Source organism: Albimonas donghaensis (assembly GCF_900106695.1).
Taxonomy (GTDB): Bacteria; Pseudomonadota; Alphaproteobacteria; order Rhodobacterales; family Rhodobacteraceae; genus Albimonas; species Albimonas donghaensis.
The window spans coordinates 460,465-474,949 of sequence record NZ_FNMZ01000001.1; the positions used below are offsets into that span (position 1 = coordinate 460,465).

Below are 14,485 nucleotides of genomic sequence, written 5' to 3' on the forward strand. Positions count from 1 at the left end.
CCGGGGCAGGCTCCGCCCCGCCATGATAGAATCGCCATATGAGCTGCCCTGCGGCGTGGTCTTGCCGAACCGGCTGGCCAACGCCGCGATGACCGAACGCATCGCCGAACCCGGAAACCATGCCGGGGCGCGGCTAATACGCCTTTACCGCACCTGGGCCGAGGGGGGCTGCGGCCTCCAGATCACCGGGAACATCCAGGTGGAGCGGCGCCATCTCGAGGCCGCGGGGAACGTGATCCTCGACGAAGCCGGCGACGTGGCGCGGCTGGCGCACCTGGCCGAGGCCGCGAAGGCGGGGGGCGCGCCGGCCTTCGCCCAGATCTCCCATGCCGGACGCCAGACGCCGGTGGGGGTGAACCCCGCGCCCCACGCGCCCTCGGCGGTGAAGCTGACCGAGGCGGGGGTGGGCCATGGCGACCCGGTGGAGATGTCGGCGGAGCAGGTCGAGGCGGTGATCGTCGCCTTCGGCGCCACCGCGGCGCGCTGCCAGGCGGCGGGGTTCGACGGAATCCAGATCCACTCGGCCCACGGCTATCTGCTGTCGAGCTTCCTCAACCCGCTCGCGAATCTGCGGACCGACCGTTTCGGCGGCTCGGCCGAGGCCCGCGCACGGCCGCTGCTGGAGGCGGTGGCGGCGATCCGCGCGGCCTGCGGGGCGGGCTTCGCGATCTCGGTCAAGCTGAACGCGGCGGATTTCCTCAAGGGCGGATTCGACCTGCCCGACTGCGTGCGCGTGGCGGGCTGGCTGGAGACCGCCGGCGTGGACCTGCTGGAGGTCTCGGGCGGCAATTACGAACAACCGGCGATGATCCGCGGGCGTCCTGACGACCGCCGCGAATCCACCATCGCGCGGGAGGCGTTCTTCCTCGACTACGCGGCCGAGCTGCGCCGCTCGGTCTCCCTGCCGATGATGGTCACGGGCGGGTTCCGCACGCGCGAGGGGATGGAGGCGGCGCTGGCCTCGGGGGCGGCGGACGTGATCGGCCTCGGTCGGCCGCTCTGCCTGGAGCCGGACCTGCCGGCCCGCCTGATCGCGGGCGAGACCGACCGCGCCATCGACGCCGAGAAGGACGTGACCCCGCGCGGCGCCGTGATGGCCTGGTATTACGAGCAGATCTTCCGGATGTCCGAGGGGCTGGCCCCCGATCCCTCGATCACCGGGGCGGAGGCGCGGGAGCGGTTCGTGGCGCGCGAGGCGGCGAATCTGGAAGCCTACCGGGCCGCCTGAGCCCGTGACGGACGCGTCCCTGATGGACTGGCCCCTGATGGACTGGCCCCTGATGGACTGGCCCGTGCCGGGTCAGTCCATCTGCGGGCCCCAGGCATGGCCGAACTGCAGGTAGACCGTGGCCCCGTCCTCGCCGAAGGCGAGGTCCACGCCCATGTCGAGCCCCAGCTTGCGCGCCACTTCGAACCGCACTCCCACGCCCCCCGCGACCACGGTGGAATCGGCGCCCGACAGGATCGAGCCGGAGCTGTGCGCATGCCCGACCCCGGCGAAGGCCACCGCCGCCCAGCGCGGGGCGATCCGGCGGCGCAGCTCGCCCTCCAGCGAAATCACGCGGTCGCCGGTATAGCGGTTGAAGGGCACGCCGCGCAGGGTGACGCCCGGCTCCATGAAGAAGGGCGCGTCGCCGAAAGTGGTCCCGGCCGAGGCGATGCCCGCATAGGTCCACGCGCCCTCGGTGCGGAAACCGGCGGCGACCAGCGAGAGGGAGGAGAAATCCGCGTCGCTGGCCAGGCTCTCGTCATAGAGCAGCGCCTCGGCGATGACGTTCAGGCCGTTCTTCGGGGTCAGCGGGTTGTCGCGGTCGTCGTAATGCAGCGCGCCGCCGAGCCCCAGCAGGTCGGTGGTTCGTCCCAGGAACGGGTCCGGGCGGGGGAATCGCCCGGACGTGTCGAGCGCCACGTCGTTGGACCGCCACGCCACGGTCGGGCCGGCCGAAAAGCCGGTGTCGGGGATCCGGTAATGCGCCCGCCCGCCCAGATAGGTGATGACATTGTCATAGGCGAGCGAGACATCCCGCCCGCCGGGATAGAGGTCGAGGATCGCCAGCCCGTGCGCCGCCGCCGCGGAATAGAGCAGGTCGCCCCCGAAGACGCTGCCCGAATGCAGCGCGCCGATCCCGGTCGAGCCGTTGCCGGTGACGGCGCCGGCGAGGATCGAGCGCTCGGGCGGGCGATGCGCGCCCTCCGGCGGCGGTTTCACGAAATAGCCGACGAGGCCGAGGCCCCCGTCCACCGCCGGCTCGGTGATCACCACGGGGACGGGGATGAAGCCGCCGCGCAGCAGCAGGTTCGACAGGTCCGGCTGGCCGTCGGTCGCGTCGAGGAACAGGCTGCGCCAGCCCGACGGCGCCTCGGTTGCCTGGGGGGCGGCGGACGCGGTTTCGGCGGCGGCGGGGGATGTCGGCGCGGATTGCGCGACGGCGGGGACGGGCAGGGCGGCGCTCGCGGTAAGCGCCAGCGCCAGCGCCGGGGCGACGGCGACCTGCGGGATCGGACGGCGACGGAAACGCATGGAGCACCTGGCGAACGCACGACGGAAAGGCTGCGCCGAGCCTATGCGCTTCGTCGCCCCCGCGCCAGCATGCGGCCCGCCCTCCGCGGGGTCCCCGGAATGCGAAAGGGCGGCCCCGAAGGACCGCCCTGTCATGTCTCGTCGTTCTCCGGGGGCGGCTCAGAGCCGGCCGGCGACCACTTCCTCGCCGCGCAGCAGCTCCCTCACCCGGACTTCGCCGGCGTCGAAGGCTTCGCGCAGGACCTCCACGGCCTTCCACGGCTGCGCGTCGCCGCACATGAACACGTCGAAGGCGCCGTAGCCGATCTCCGGCCAGGTGTGGACGGAGATGTGGCTCTCGGCCAGCACCGCCACGCCGCTCACGCCCTGGGGGCTGAACTTGTGGGTGTGGATGTGCAGCAGAGTCGCGCCGCACTGGTCCACGCAAGCCCGGAAGGCGTTCTGGATGCGATCTTCGTCATCCAGGCCGTCCGCGTCCACCACCTCGATGATGAGGTGGGTGCCCGCGAACACCTTGCCGTCCCGGCGAATGAAATGGTCGTCCCGCGTCTCGTCGAAGACGTCCCGGGTAATAACGGCCTCATGGCCGCTCTCTCGAGCTTCCTCGTGGGTGGCGCCTGTCTCCAGGTCGATCCCCAGTCGGAAGAGGCTGCCGTCGTCCATGACGTAGTCTCCCCTACCAGCAGATGAAACCCAGCGGTCCCTTAGCGCCCCCCCTGTGACTCCGCCGACATCCGAAGACGACGACGGGTCCGAGCGAGGTTGGGATCGGCGACCCTGTTGAGGGCGAGATACGCATTCGTATCCGCCCGTGCAAGGAAAGATTTGTGACAATCCTTCGGCGCGAGCTTCAGGGCCTGACGGCGCAATTTTCCTGCTGGGACCAGCGAAATCGCGCAATCAATACACGAAGGCGGGCGGCGGCATCGCCCGACGGCGGTTCAATTGTGACAGGGGTGTGGCGCGCGCTCAGCGACCCGGCCCGCTTGCGGCGCGCAGGGCGGACTCGGCCTTGCGCGACGCCTCGGCCTGCCGAAGCGCCTTGCTCCGCAGCCGCTCGCGGTGGGCGATGTAGACCGAGGAGCCGATGATCACCGCGCCCCCGATCAGGGTCCACATGTCCGGGGTCTCGTCGAACAGCACATAGGCGGCGGCGCCGATGAAGATCAGCCGGGAATAGGACAGCACGCCCATCGGCGCGGCCTCGCCCAGCCGGTAGGCCTGCAGGTCGCCGATGGAGCGCGAGGACGACGCCGCCACCAGCGCCAGCAGCACCAGCCAGTTGGCGGCGCCCTGCGGATAGCCCCAGGCCGGGATCGCCAGCGGCAGGGCCAGCAGCCCGGTCATCGCGATGGAGGACAGGAAGGACGACAGCGGCCCGTCGGCCGTGGCCACCCCCCGCGACAGCACCAGCGCCAGCGCGAAGAGCAGCGACGAGGCGATGGAGGCCAGCATGGCGGGATGAAAGCCCTCGATCCCCGGCCGCAGGATGATGAGCGCGCCGACGAAGCCGATGCCGACCGCGGCCCAGCGGCGCGGGCCGACCTTCTCGCCGTTGATCGGGGCCGCCAGCAGGGTGGCGAAGATCGGCGCGGTGAAGTTCAGCACCGTGGCGGTGGAGACCGGCAGGTTCGACAGCCCGTAGAACCCGAGCTGGGTGGAGACCGCGATCAGCGCGCCCCGCTGAAGGTGCAGCCGGGGCTGGGAGAAGCGGAGCCGCGCCCGGAACGCCGGCCAGGCCAGCAGCGGCGCCACCAGCAGCATGATCCCGGCGGAGCGGAGGAACACGATCATGCGGCTGTCGAGATCGCCCGACAGTTCCTTCACCGCGAGGGTCATGGCCGTGGCCGCCGCCACCGAGAGCCCCATCCACAGCGCGCCGGCGGCGTTGTCGGCGTCGATCGCCGCGGACGAGCCCGCGCCGGTTGGGGCCGGGGCGCCGGATGCGGGCGAGAGCGCGGGCGGGGAGGGCTGGGGCACGTGCGCGGACTTTCTGCGGCTGGCTTCGGGCTTCGAGCTTGGGCGCCGGGGCCGGAGGTTTCCGCCGGGGCCCGGCGCCCGGCCGGCGCGCGCGGGCGGCGGGGGCGGTGCGGAGCAGGGGGCGGGGCCGGCGGCCGGGGCGCGGGTCTGATAAGACTACCTTACCGAACGCCGTGCCTTGACGCAATTTCCGCAGGTGCGAAGGCGCCGCGGCCTTTTTCCAGCCCCGTCCTCGGTCCATGATCGTCGCCATGACCCCAGATCCGCGCCTTTCCCGACCGATCCCCGCATCGCCCCGTTTGCGCGCCCGCGCCCGCGCCCGCGCCCCTGCCGGGGCTCTTGCCCGCGCCCCTGCAGGCGCGGCGTCCGTTTTCGCCCTGGGGCTCGGCGTCGCGCTGGCCTTCGCGGCGGGGCCGGCCTCGGCGCAGGTGCATCTGCGCAACTGCATGGAGGCCAAGGGGGCCTCGGCCTCGCTGGCCGATTCCTGCCGCCGGGCGCTGGATGCCGGCGGGCTCAGCGCCCGCCAGCAGGCCGGGGCCTGGGTGAATATCGGCGTGGCGTTGTCGGAGCTGGGCCGCGACGGCGACGCGCTGACCGCCTTCGACCGGGGCGTCGCCGCCGATCCGCGCTTCGGCGCCGCCTATGAGAACCGGGCGCTGGCCCGCGCCCGGCGCGGCGACTCCGGCGGCGCGCTGGATGACTGGAGCCAGGCCATCGCGCTGTCCCCCCGCTCGGCCGAGCCGCTGGTGGGGCGCGCCACGCTCCAGCTTCAGCGCGGGCAGGCGGCGGCGGCGCTGGCGGATCTGGACCGGGCGGCGAGGCTGGCCCCGAGCGATGCGGATGTGCATTACAACCGCGGCCTCGCCCTGTCGGCGCTGGGCCGGGGGGCGGAGGCGGCGGCCTCGTTCGGCAAGGTGCTGCGGATCGACCCCAATGACGCGGCGGCCCTGCTGCAACGGGGCCTGGCGCTGCTGCCGACCGATCCCGCGGCGGCGCTGCGCGACCTGGACGCGGCGATCCGCGTCTCGCCCAACTGGGCCGCGGCCTGGGCCACCCGCGGCCAGGCGCAGGAGAAGCTGGGCCGGCGCGAGGCCGCGTCCGCCGACTATCGCCGGGCCTTCGAGCTTGGCTACCAGGCCCCGTGGCTCAATCGCAAGATCGAGGCGCTGGGCGGCTGAGGCCCGAGTCCGGGTCCGAGTCCGAGTTCGGGTCGGGGACTGTGCCCGAGCCCGGGTCCGGGCCGGCGCCCGCCGTTCAGCTCGCGGCGGCGGCGGGGGGGATGATGCCGGCGACCGCGCTCGTGGGAGTGGCGTCGGGCGCCGCCTCGGGCACGAAGGCGTCGCGGGCGCAGAGGCGGGTGAACAGTTCGACCGGCTGGTCGAAATCCCGCAGCCGCTGCGGCCCGATCGAGGTCCAGCGATCCGGATCGACCTGCGCCACCTCCCGCGTCGCCAGCACCGCGCGGCCCAGGATCTTGGACAGCTCGTCCAGCCGCGCGACCTTGTTCACCGCCGGTCCGATGGCCGAGAAGGTCAGCCGCGTCGGCACGCCGATATTGCCGAACATCACCTCGCCGATGGTCATCGAGATCGAGAAGTTCAGCATGTCCCGCCCGTCCATCCCGTCGGCGACCCCGATGGCGGTGGCGTCGGCCCCGGCGGCGGCCTCGCGCCCGGCGAGCCACGCCTCCCGCCGGTCCAGCGCCTTCTCCATCGCCCGCATGGCGGCGCGCGCGGCCTCCGGCCCGCCGGTGTCGCCGCGCACCGGGAAGATCGCCAGCACCGCGTCGCCGATGAATTCCAGGATCTCGCCGCCCTCGTCGATCACCGATTGCGCGGTGCAGTCGTAATAGGACCGCAGCAGGTCCAGATAGGCCTCCGGCGCCATCTGGTTCGACAGGCGGGTGGAGCGGCGCAGGTCCGAATGCCAGATGATGGCGCGGATGCGTTCGCCGTCCCCGCGCCGGACCTCGCCGGACAGGGCGCGCGCGGCGGCGGTGGCGCCCAGATAGGCGTCGGCCAGGTTCACCATCACCCGCTTCTGGATCGCCGAGTGGCAGGCCACCGCGAACACCCGCTGCACGCGGGCCAGCGCCTCCAGGTCGGTGTCGGAGAAGCCGCCGGGGCGCCGGGTGGACCAGGACGCCATGATGCCGGACTTGCCGCCCCGGAACCCCTTCACCTCGGCGATCGAGAAGCGGGTGGAGGTCATCAGGTAGTCGGTGAAACCTTCTTCCGCGAGTTCCTCCAGCACGGGGAAATCGAGCAGCGCCTCGGGCCCGTCGAGCCGCCGGCGCATCATGTCGAGACCATGCACCAGCACGTGATTGAACGGGCTGGCCTCGAAGGCGCCGGAGGACGTGGCGTCGTGGCGATACTGGAACAGCTGCGCCCCTTCGCCGAGCCGCCAGTAGATCTGCTCCGCCTGGAACAGCGGATGCAGGGTCGGCCAGCTCAGCGCCGCGCGCTCCAGCGGGATGCCGACCGCGTTCAGGCGCTGGCACAGCGCCCCGAACAGTTCCAGGATGTCGGGATCCGACAGGGTTTCCTGCAGGAGCCAGGTTTCGACCTTGGCGGTGAGCGTCGCGTGCGTCATCGCTCGAAGATAGGCGCGCCGGGGGGCCCGGGCAATGCGCCCGGCGCAGCCGCGAGCGCGAATGCGCGCGGGCGTCGCCTGCGCGCAAGGGAAACCGCGTCGCGCGACTCCCGCAAGTCGGCGAATGTTAACCGCAGTTTAACCAAAGCTTGGCCGGCTGACATCGGCGCCGTATAATCGCCTCATTGTCGCGCGTCCGGGGAAAAACGAGGCGCCGCGCTCAAGTTTCTGGGGGGCGAAATGAACTCGAACGGAATGCGCGGACGCGGGCCGCTTGCGAGCGGAGCGCTGGCATGGGCGCTGGCGGGGGCGATCGGCGGGCTCGCGGCGGGCTCGGTCGGGCCGGCGCAGGCGCTGAGCATCGACGTGTCGCTGAAGACCGGGACGGGGGTCGAGGCGGCGCCCGCCGGCGTGCTCGGCGCCGGCGCGCTGCTGGACATCGCCGAGGCCGCGGCCTCGGTCTGGACCGCGGCGCTGGACGACGGCGGGGCCGGAACCAGCTTCGACATCGAAGTGGCCTGGGGCGACCTGGGCGACGCTTCGGTCATCGCCACCACCTATGTCGGCACGGTCGGCGGCGGCGCCAAGGCGGCCGGGCCGGCGGTGATCGGGGCCTCCACCTCGCCGAGCATCTGGTTCAACTCGGCGCGCAGCGACTGGTTCATGGATGCCGATCCGCTGGACCCGTCCGAGTTCGGCGCGGCCGAGACCATCGAGGACGGCGCGGGGAACGTCACCGGCCAGTTCTTCGTGGCCGAGACCTCGCCGCTGGACGGCGTGCTCGACATGTTCACGGTCATGCTGCACGAGATCGGCCACGCCATCGGCTTTCTCGACTATACGAACAGCCCTTTCGACGACGGCGGCGTGACCATCGCGGCGCCGCTGCCGATGGAGGGTTACGAAGTCCCGCTCGACACCATCGGCGGGGGGCATGTCTTCGTGCCGCTGACGCCGGAGCAGGAGTCGCTTCCGCCGCTCCAGCAGCTTATCGCGGCGGCGCAGAACAACGAGGCCTACTCCCATGCGCTGTTCTTCCACTCCATCGCGGCGGGAGAACGGCGGCTGCCCTCGCTGATGGATCTCGTGGCGATGGCGCAGGTGGTGGGCTACGAACTGGTGGACCCCGACGCGGCGCTGATCCTGGCCGGCGGCGAGGCCTATGCGAGCGCGGAGGTGCCGGTCCCCGCGGCGGGGCTGCTGGCGCTGAGCGGGCTGGGCGCGCTGGGGATCGCCGGCTGGCGCCGGCGGCGGCGCGGATAGGCGCGGCCGCGGGCGAGACGCGCGGCGCGGAGGCCGGGCGCGAAACGACCATCCGAGGGACCAACGGAACGGGGGGCGCGGTGATCCGCGCCCCCCGTTTTCAGTTGCGGGACGGTTCAGACGGGGCTCGGCCCGGGATCAGTCCTGGCCGGCGAAACGGGCGGCCATCGCCTCCCGCGCCTCGTCGGTGATCTTGGCGAAGAGCACGTCGGGCACTTCGAACGCATGGCCGCCGGGCAGGGCTTCGAGCGCGGCGGCCACGTCCCCGGGCCAGTCCTGCGCCGTCTCCGCCGGCAGTTTCAGCGCGGCGATCATCGCGTCGGCCGCATCCGGCACGAAGGGGCGCGACAGGATCGCGTAAAGCCGGGTGAGGTTGAGCGCGAAGCGCACCGTCGCCGCCGCCCGGTCGGGGTCGGTCTTGAAGGCGGCCCAGGGCGCGGCGGCCTGGAGATATTCGTTGCCCGCGACCCAGATGCCGCGCAGCTCGGCGGCGGCCTTGCGGATCTCGATGGCGTCCCAATGGGCCTCGTAGGCCTTCAGGCGCCGGGAGATCTCGGCGATCACCGCGGTCTCGGCCTCGCCATAAGCGCCGTCGGAGGGGACCTCCTCCCCGAAGCGGGAGCGGCAGAACTTGGTGACGCGGGAGACGAAGTTCCCCAGCACGTCGGCCAGATCCTTGTTCACGCCGGCCTGGAAGGCCTCCCAGGTGAAGTCGGTGTCGGCGCTTTCGGGCGCGTTGGCCAGCAGCCACCAGCGCCAGTAATCCGAGGGCAGGATCTCCAGCGCCTGGTCCATGAAGACGCCGCGGCCCGAGGAGGTCGAGAACTTGCCGCCCTCGTAGTTCAGCCAGTTGAAGCCCTTGACGTAGTCCACCAGGTGCCAGGATTCGGCCCCGTCCGCGCTCGCGCCCATCATCGTCGCGGGGAAGGACAGCGTGTGGAAGGGGATGTTGTCCTTGGCCATGAACTCGACATAGCGCACGTCCTGCGCGCCCTTGTCGTCGCGCCACCACCGCTCCCACGCCGCGTCGTCGAGACCCTCGGCGTCGGCCCATTCCGCGGTCGCGGCGATATAGGCGATGGGGGCGTCGAACCAGACGTAGAAGACCTTGCCTTCCATGCCGGGCCACTCGGCCTCGCCCTTGCGCACGGGCACGCCCCAGTCGAGGTCGCGGGTGATGCCGCGGTCCTGCAGCCCGTCGCCGTCGTTGAGCCACTTCTTCGCGATGGAGGTGGTCAGGATCGGCCAGTCGGACTTGCTCTCGATCCACTCGGTCAGCTTGCTGCGCATGGCGGACTGGCGCAGGTGGAGGTGCTTGGTCTCCCGCACTTCCAGGTCGGTGGAGCCGGAGATGGCGGAATAGGGGTTGATCAGGTCGGTGGGGTCGAGCTGCTTGGTGCAGTTCTCGCACTGGTCGCCGCGGGCCTTGGCGTAGCCGCAGTTCGGGCACTCGCCCTCGATGTAGCGGTCGGGCAGGAAGCGGCCGTCGGCTTTCGAATAGACCTGCTTCTCGGAGACCTCCTCGATCAGCCCGGCCTCGGCGAGGCGGGCGGCGAGGTGCTGGGTCAGCCGGTGATTGCGGGCGGAGGACGAGCGGCCGAAATGGTCGAAGCTCATCCGGAAGCCGTCGGCGATGCCGGCCTGAACGCCGTGCATCTCGTCGCAGAATTCGGCGGGGGTCTTGCCCGCCTTGGCGGCGGCGAGCTCGGTCGGGGTGCCGTGCTCATCGGTGGCGCAGATGAACAGGACCTCGTGGCCGCGCTGGCGCATGACGCGGGAATAGGCGTCGGCGGGAAGCTGCGAGCCCACCAGGTTGCCCAGGTGCTTGATCCCGTTGATGTAGGGGAGGGCGGAGGTGACGAGGATGCGGGTCATGCCGGCTCCGGTTCTCGCGCGCGCCGGGCGGCGCGATGGCTGGATGGGTGAGTCGGCGCTTCTCTTAACGCATCCCCCCGGCCCCGGCGAGGGCGGCTCAGCGCCGGCGGCGCAGCAGGCGGCCGACCCCGAAGGTGGTGCGGGGGGTGTAGACATAGGGCGTGCGCGCGTCCGGCGCGGCGGCGGGGCGCACGGCCATGCGCCAGACGCCGACGCCGGCCAGCGCCGCGTGGGCGGCCGCGATGAACAGGAACAGCGAGGCGGGGCCCTGCGTCTCGATCAGCCAGGCGGCGGCCACGGGGCTGAGGATCGCGCCCAGGCCGTAGATGAAAAGCAGGGAGGCGTTGAGCTCCACCGTCTCTCCCGGCTCGGCGAAGTCGTTCGCATGGGCGGAGGAGATGGAATAGATCGGGAAGGACACCACCCCGAAGGCCAGCGCGCCCATGTAGAGCGTGGCGGGAGACGCTCCGCCGAACACCGCCACGCCCGAGCATACCGCGATGGCGGCGGTCGACACCCAGACCAGCACCCAGCGCCGGTCGTAGCGGTCGGCCAGCATGCCCACCGGGATCTGGGCGATGGCCCCGCCGAGGATGGCGGCCGAGAGGAACAGCGCGATCCCCCCCGCATCCAGCCCCATGTCGAGCCCGTAGATCGGCCCGACCATGCGGAAGGCGGGCATGGTGACGCCGGCGATGAACACGCCCGCCGCGCCCAGCGGGCTGAGCCTGAACGTGCGCAGCGGGCGCAGGCGCGGGGCGAGCGGGGGCGGGGGCGCCTCGGAGGTGGTCAGGGTCAGCGGCAGCAGGCACAGGCAGCACAGCATGGCGATGATGTTGTAGGAGACGAACTCGGCCGGGGGCAGGGCGGCGATCAGGGCCTGGGCGACCAGGGCCGCCATCAGGTCCACCACCCGGTAGGCGCCGATGGCGCGGCCGCGGGTCCGGGTGGTGACGCGGGCCTGCAGCCAGCTTTCGATCACCGTGTAGGCGCCGGCGAGCGCGAAGCCGGTGATGACGCGCAGCCCGGCCCAGAACAGCGGCTCGTACCACAGGGGATGGGCGAGCGCGCCGATGGCCCCGCAGGCGGCGAAGGCGGCGAAGACCCGGACATGGCCGACCGCGCCGGTCAGTCGCGGCGCCAGCCAGCAGCCGACGAAGAAGCCGACGAAATGGGCGGAGCCGAGCAGGCCGATCTCGGCGGTGGAGAAGCCCACGGCCGCGCCCGACAGGGCGTCGAGCGGGGCGAGCGCGCCGGATCCGAGCTGCACCAGGGCCACGGCCAGGAACAGGGCGGCGAAGGAGACGATCAGACGCATCCGGTGGGGTCCGCGACGGGCGTCCCTGGCGACGGCCGGCAAGAGGGGCGCGCGCAGGGCGGACGGAGCGCGGGCGCAGGCTTTTCTCATGCGCCATCCCGACGCCTGCGTCGAGCGTTTCGTGCGGCGGATGCGGGCGGGCATCCGGCGGGGGGGGAGCCCCGGTCGGACGTCGCGCCGCGCTGGCGCGCGCCGCATCCCCCGCCCGGGCCTCCCCCAGCAGGGTCGCCCGGTCGGGCGCAGGGGGGGATCGATGAGGGCGAAGGGGAAGAAAAGGAAAAAAGGATCTTCCGGGGCGCGCGCGGACCGCGAAATTCTCGCGGCTGGCAGGACGCGCGGCCAGACGCGCGCCCCGGAAGACCAGCGACGCATACCGGCGTCGCCTCGGGCCGGGTCCGCCTCCGCGCAACCGTCCGCCGGGGCGGGGGCGCGAGAAGGTCCGGCGTCCGGCCGCCCCACGAGGGACAAGGGAGGGGGCCGGAGGGGCCGGCGCGATGGCCGGCTCGGCAGGATCGGCGAGGCGCCGGGACTTGCCGGCGCAGCGGCGATTCCGCAGGGACGCATACTGTCTCGCATGGGCCGCGTGATCGGAACGTGATCAAAGGCACGCGCCGTCATGCGGCGTCCGGTCGCGCCGCGTTCCGGGCCGGCGAAGCCCCGTCCTCGCCGTCCCGCGACGGCGCCGCCGGGCGCCGGCCGGGCAGCGCGCCGCGGGCGAACCCGAGACGCCGGCGCCCGCGCGACGCGGCGCTTCGCGAACGTGACAGCCCGCGATCCGGCGGAACCCGGCGCCGCGCCCGGTCTCGGCCGGGGAAAGCGGGCGGAGGCCTCTGCGGCGCCGGGCGCGTTGCCGGGGCGCGCGCGCATTGCTATGGGGACGCTCCCGGAACGATCCCGAACGATCAAGCCGGGACGCGCGTCGCCGCGTCCGGGCCCCCGCGCAGGAGCCGTCGCTTGCCCGTGACCGAGCCGTCCGACATTCCCCCCGCCGCGAAATCCGCCCCCGGCCATGCGGCCTCCGGGCCCGATGCGCCCGTGGCCTCGGCCGGAGGCGCCGCCGCCAGCGGGATCGAGCCGGGCGAGACCGGCCTGCCCACCTGGATCGAGAACGAGCTGGAGCGCCCGCGCGCGCGCTCGCTCGGCGCGCTGCGTCACATTCCCGGCCTGATCGCCCCCTATCGCGGGCTCGCCTTCGGCGCGATGGCCATGCTGCTGGTCACCACCGTGCTCAACCTGGTGCTGCCGGTGGCCGCGGGCCGCGTGGTCGACGGTTTCTCGGAAGAGAACCTGGCGCTGATGGACGCCTATTTCCTGGCCGCCTTCGCCATCGCGGGGGGCCTCGCGCTCAGCACCGCGGCGCGCTTCTACCTGGTCTCGCGCCTGGGCGAACGGGTCATCGCCGACCTGCGCCGGCAGGTCTACGACAAGGTCATCGGCATGAGCCCGGCCTTCTACGAAAAGCTGATGACCGGCGAGGTGCTGTCGCGGCTGGGCAACGACACCACCCTGCTGATGAGCGTGGTCGGCTCCACCGTCTCGGTCGCGCTGCGCAACGCGCTGCTGTTCGTCGGCGGCCTGGGCATGATGTTCTGGACCTCGCCCAAGCTGACGCTCTTCGGGATGCTGATGGCGCCGGTGCTGGTGTTCCCGATCCTGATCATCGGGCGCCGGGTGCGCAAACTCTCCAAGCTCACCCAGGGGGCGCTGGCGCAGAGCGCGTCGATGGCCTCCGAGAGCCTGCTCGCCGCGCAGACCGTGCAGTCCTACACCGCCGAGGACGCCGAGCGCGCCCGCTATGGCGGCGCCATCGAGCAGGCCTACGGCTTCGCCATGCGCCGCATCCGGGCGCGCACCGCGCTGACCGCGATGATCATCTTCCTGGTGTTCTCGGGCGTGGTCGGGGTGATGTGGATCGGGGCGGACGACCTGCGCAACGGCGCGATCAGCCCGGGCGAGCTGGTGCAGTTCCTGATCTATTCGGTGCTGGTGGCCGGCGCGACGGGCGCGCTGTCGGAGGTCTGGGGCGAGATGCAGCGCGCCGCCGGCGCCACCGAGCGGCTGATCGAGCTGCTGGAGATGGACGACGAGGTCCGCCGCCCCGACGCGCCCACGCCCCCCGCGGCGCCGGCGCTCGGCGAGGTGACGTTCGACCGCGTGCGCTTCCGCTATCCCTCGCGGCCCGAGCGGCTGGCGCTGGGCGATGTCAGCTTCACCGTGGCGCCGGGCGAGACGCTGGCGCTGGTCGGGCCCTCGGGCGCCGGCAAGACCACGATCTTCCAGATGCTGATGCGCTTTTACGAGCTGGAGTCCGGAACCGTCTCCATCGACGGCGTGGACATCGCGCGGATGGATCCGGTGGCCCTGCGCCGCGGCTACTCGGTGGTCAGCCAGGACCCGGCGATCTTCGCCAACACGGTGGAGGCCAACATCCGCTTCGGGCGCCCCGAGGCGACCATGGAGGAGGTCGAGGCCGCCGCCCGCGCCGCCGCCGCCCATGACTTCATCACCGCGCTGCCCCGCGGCTACCAGACCTATGTGGGCGAGCGGGGGCTGATGCTGTCGGGCGGCCAGAAGCAGCGGCTCGCCATCGCGCGCGCGGTGCTGCGCGACGCGCCGATCCTGCTGCTGGACGAGGCGACCTCGGCGCTGGACGCGGAGAGCGAGCGGCTGGTGCAGGAGGCGCTGGAGCGGCTGTCGGCCGGGCGCACCACGCTGGTCATCGCGCATCGGCTGGCGACGGTGAAGGCCGCGGACCGCATCCTGGTGATGGAGGACGGCCGCATCGTCGCCGAGGGCGCCCATGACGCGCTGATCGCCGAGAACGGGCTCTACGCCCGCTTCGCCCGGCTGCAGTTCACCGACGGCCCCGCCGCCGTCGGCTGATCCCCCCGCCTCCCGTCCGCCCGCCTCCCGCCCGCCGCCCCCGCGCCGTC

General features: G+C 72.5%; 10 protein-coding genes. 4 read left to right on the plus strand and 6 right to left on the minus strand.

Annotated features, from left to right (window positions below):
- The first annotated feature begins 22 nt into the window (after positions 1–22).
- Positions 23–1,228, plus strand: coding sequence for an NADH:flavin oxidoreductase/NADH oxidase family protein (locus tag BLV24_RS01910; protein WP_176954589.1), 1,206 nt, complete (start codon positions 23–25; stop codon positions 1,226–1,228).
- A 72-nt stretch (positions 1,229–1,300) separates the two neighbouring features.
- Here the strand turns inward: BLV24_RS01910 and BLV24_RS01915 are convergent, their stop codons facing one another.
- The 3 genes from BLV24_RS01915 to BLV24_RS01925 form a co-directional block, all read right to left on the minus strand.
- Complete coding sequence (locus tag BLV24_RS01915; protein WP_092679444.1) at positions 1,301–2,521, minus strand: BamA/TamA family outer membrane protein; 1,221 nt, start codon at positions 2,519–2,521, stop codon at positions 1,301–1,303.
- A 159-nt stretch (positions 2,522–2,680) separates the two neighbouring features.
- Positions 2,681–3,184 (minus strand): adenosylmethionine decarboxylase, encoded by a 504-nt coding sequence (gene speD, locus BLV24_RS01920; RefSeq protein ID WP_092679445.1) that lies wholly within the window; start codon positions 3,182–3,184, stop codon positions 2,681–2,683.
- 306 nt (positions 3,185–3,490) lie between these two features.
- Entirely contained in the window at positions 3,491–4,501 is a 1,011-nt protein-coding gene (locus BLV24_RS01925) for a DMT family transporter (RefSeq protein ID WP_143040187.1), read from the minus strand.
- Positions 4,502–4,752: 251 nt separating this feature from the next.
- Here BLV24_RS01925 and BLV24_RS01935 point away from each other — a divergent pair, with 251 nt between their 5' ends.
- The gene (locus tag BLV24_RS01935; protein ID WP_176954590.1) at positions 4,753–5,679 is read left to right on the plus strand and encodes a tetratricopeptide repeat protein; all 927 of its coding nucleotides are present in this window, start codon (positions 4,753–4,755) and stop codon (positions 5,677–5,679) included.
- Positions 5,680–5,755: 76 nt separating this feature from the next.
- Here the strand turns inward: BLV24_RS01935 and BLV24_RS01940 are convergent, their stop codons facing one another.
- Positions 5,756–7,096, minus strand: coding sequence for an adenylate/guanylate cyclase domain-containing protein (locus BLV24_RS01940; protein ID WP_092679449.1), 1,341 nt, complete (start codon positions 7,094–7,096; stop codon positions 5,756–5,758).
- 255 nt (positions 7,097–7,351) lie between these two features.
- On the opposite strand from BLV24_RS01940, the gene BLV24_RS01945 reads away from it, so the two are divergent.
- Complete coding sequence (locus BLV24_RS01945; protein WP_092679450.1) at positions 7,352–8,359, plus strand: hypothetical protein; 1,008 nt, start codon at positions 7,352–7,354, stop codon at positions 8,357–8,359.
- 138 nt (positions 8,360–8,497) lie between these two features.
- Here BLV24_RS01945 and metG read toward each other — a convergent pair whose 3' ends face one another.
- On the minus strand, positions 8,498–10,234 hold the full coding sequence (gene metG / locus BLV24_RS01950) for a methionine--tRNA ligase (RefSeq protein ID WP_092679451.1): 1,737 nt from the start codon (positions 10,232–10,234) through the stop codon (positions 8,498–8,500).
- Between the two features lie 97 nt (positions 10,235–10,331).
- Positions 10,332–11,552: an MFS transporter gene (locus BLV24_RS01955; RefSeq protein ID WP_092679452.1), complete on the minus strand. Its 1,221-nt coding sequence runs from the start codon at positions 11,550–11,552 to the stop codon at positions 10,332–10,334.
- A 1,089-nt stretch (positions 11,553–12,641) separates the two neighbouring features.
- Between BLV24_RS01955 and BLV24_RS01960 the strand changes: the two genes are divergently transcribed.
- Positions 12,642–14,435, plus strand: a complete 1,794-nt coding sequence (locus tag BLV24_RS01960; RefSeq protein ID WP_092680223.1) for an ABC transporter transmembrane domain-containing protein — start codon at positions 12,642–12,644, stop codon at positions 14,433–14,435.
- Positions 14,436–14,485: the final 50 nt, after the last annotated feature.

Excerpts from the sequence above, each read along its gene's own strand:
- BLV24_RS01915 (WP_092679444.1), bottom strand. The coding sequence starts at position 2,521 with ATGCGTTTCCGTCGCCGTCCGATCCCGCAGGTCGCCGTCGCCCCGGCG.
- BLV24_RS01955 (WP_092679452.1), bottom strand. The coding sequence starts at position 11,552 with ATGCGTCTGATCGTCTCCTTCGCCGCCCTGTTCCTGGCCGTGGCCCTG.
- metG (WP_092679451.1), bottom strand. The coding sequence starts at position 10,234 with ATGACCCGCATCCTCGTCACCTCCGCCCTCCCCTACATCAACGGGATC.
- speD (WP_092679445.1), bottom strand. The coding sequence starts at position 3,184 with ATGGACGACGGCAGCCTCTTCCGACTGGGGATCGACCTGGAGACAGGC.
- BLV24_RS01940 (WP_092679449.1), bottom strand. The coding sequence starts at position 7,096 with ATGACGCACGCGACGCTCACCGCCAAGGTCGAAACCTGGCTCCTGCAG.
- BLV24_RS01935 (WP_176954590.1), top strand. The coding sequence starts at position 4,753 with ATGACCCCAGATCCGCGCCTTTCCCGACCGATCCCCGCATCGCCCCGT.
- BLV24_RS01910 (WP_176954589.1), top strand. The coding sequence starts at position 23 with ATGATAGAATCGCCATATGAGCTGCCCTGCGGCGTGGTCTTGCCGAAC.
- BLV24_RS01945 (WP_092679450.1), top strand. The coding sequence starts at position 7,352 with ATGCGCGGACGCGGGCCGCTTGCGAGCGGAGCGCTGGCATGGGCGCTG.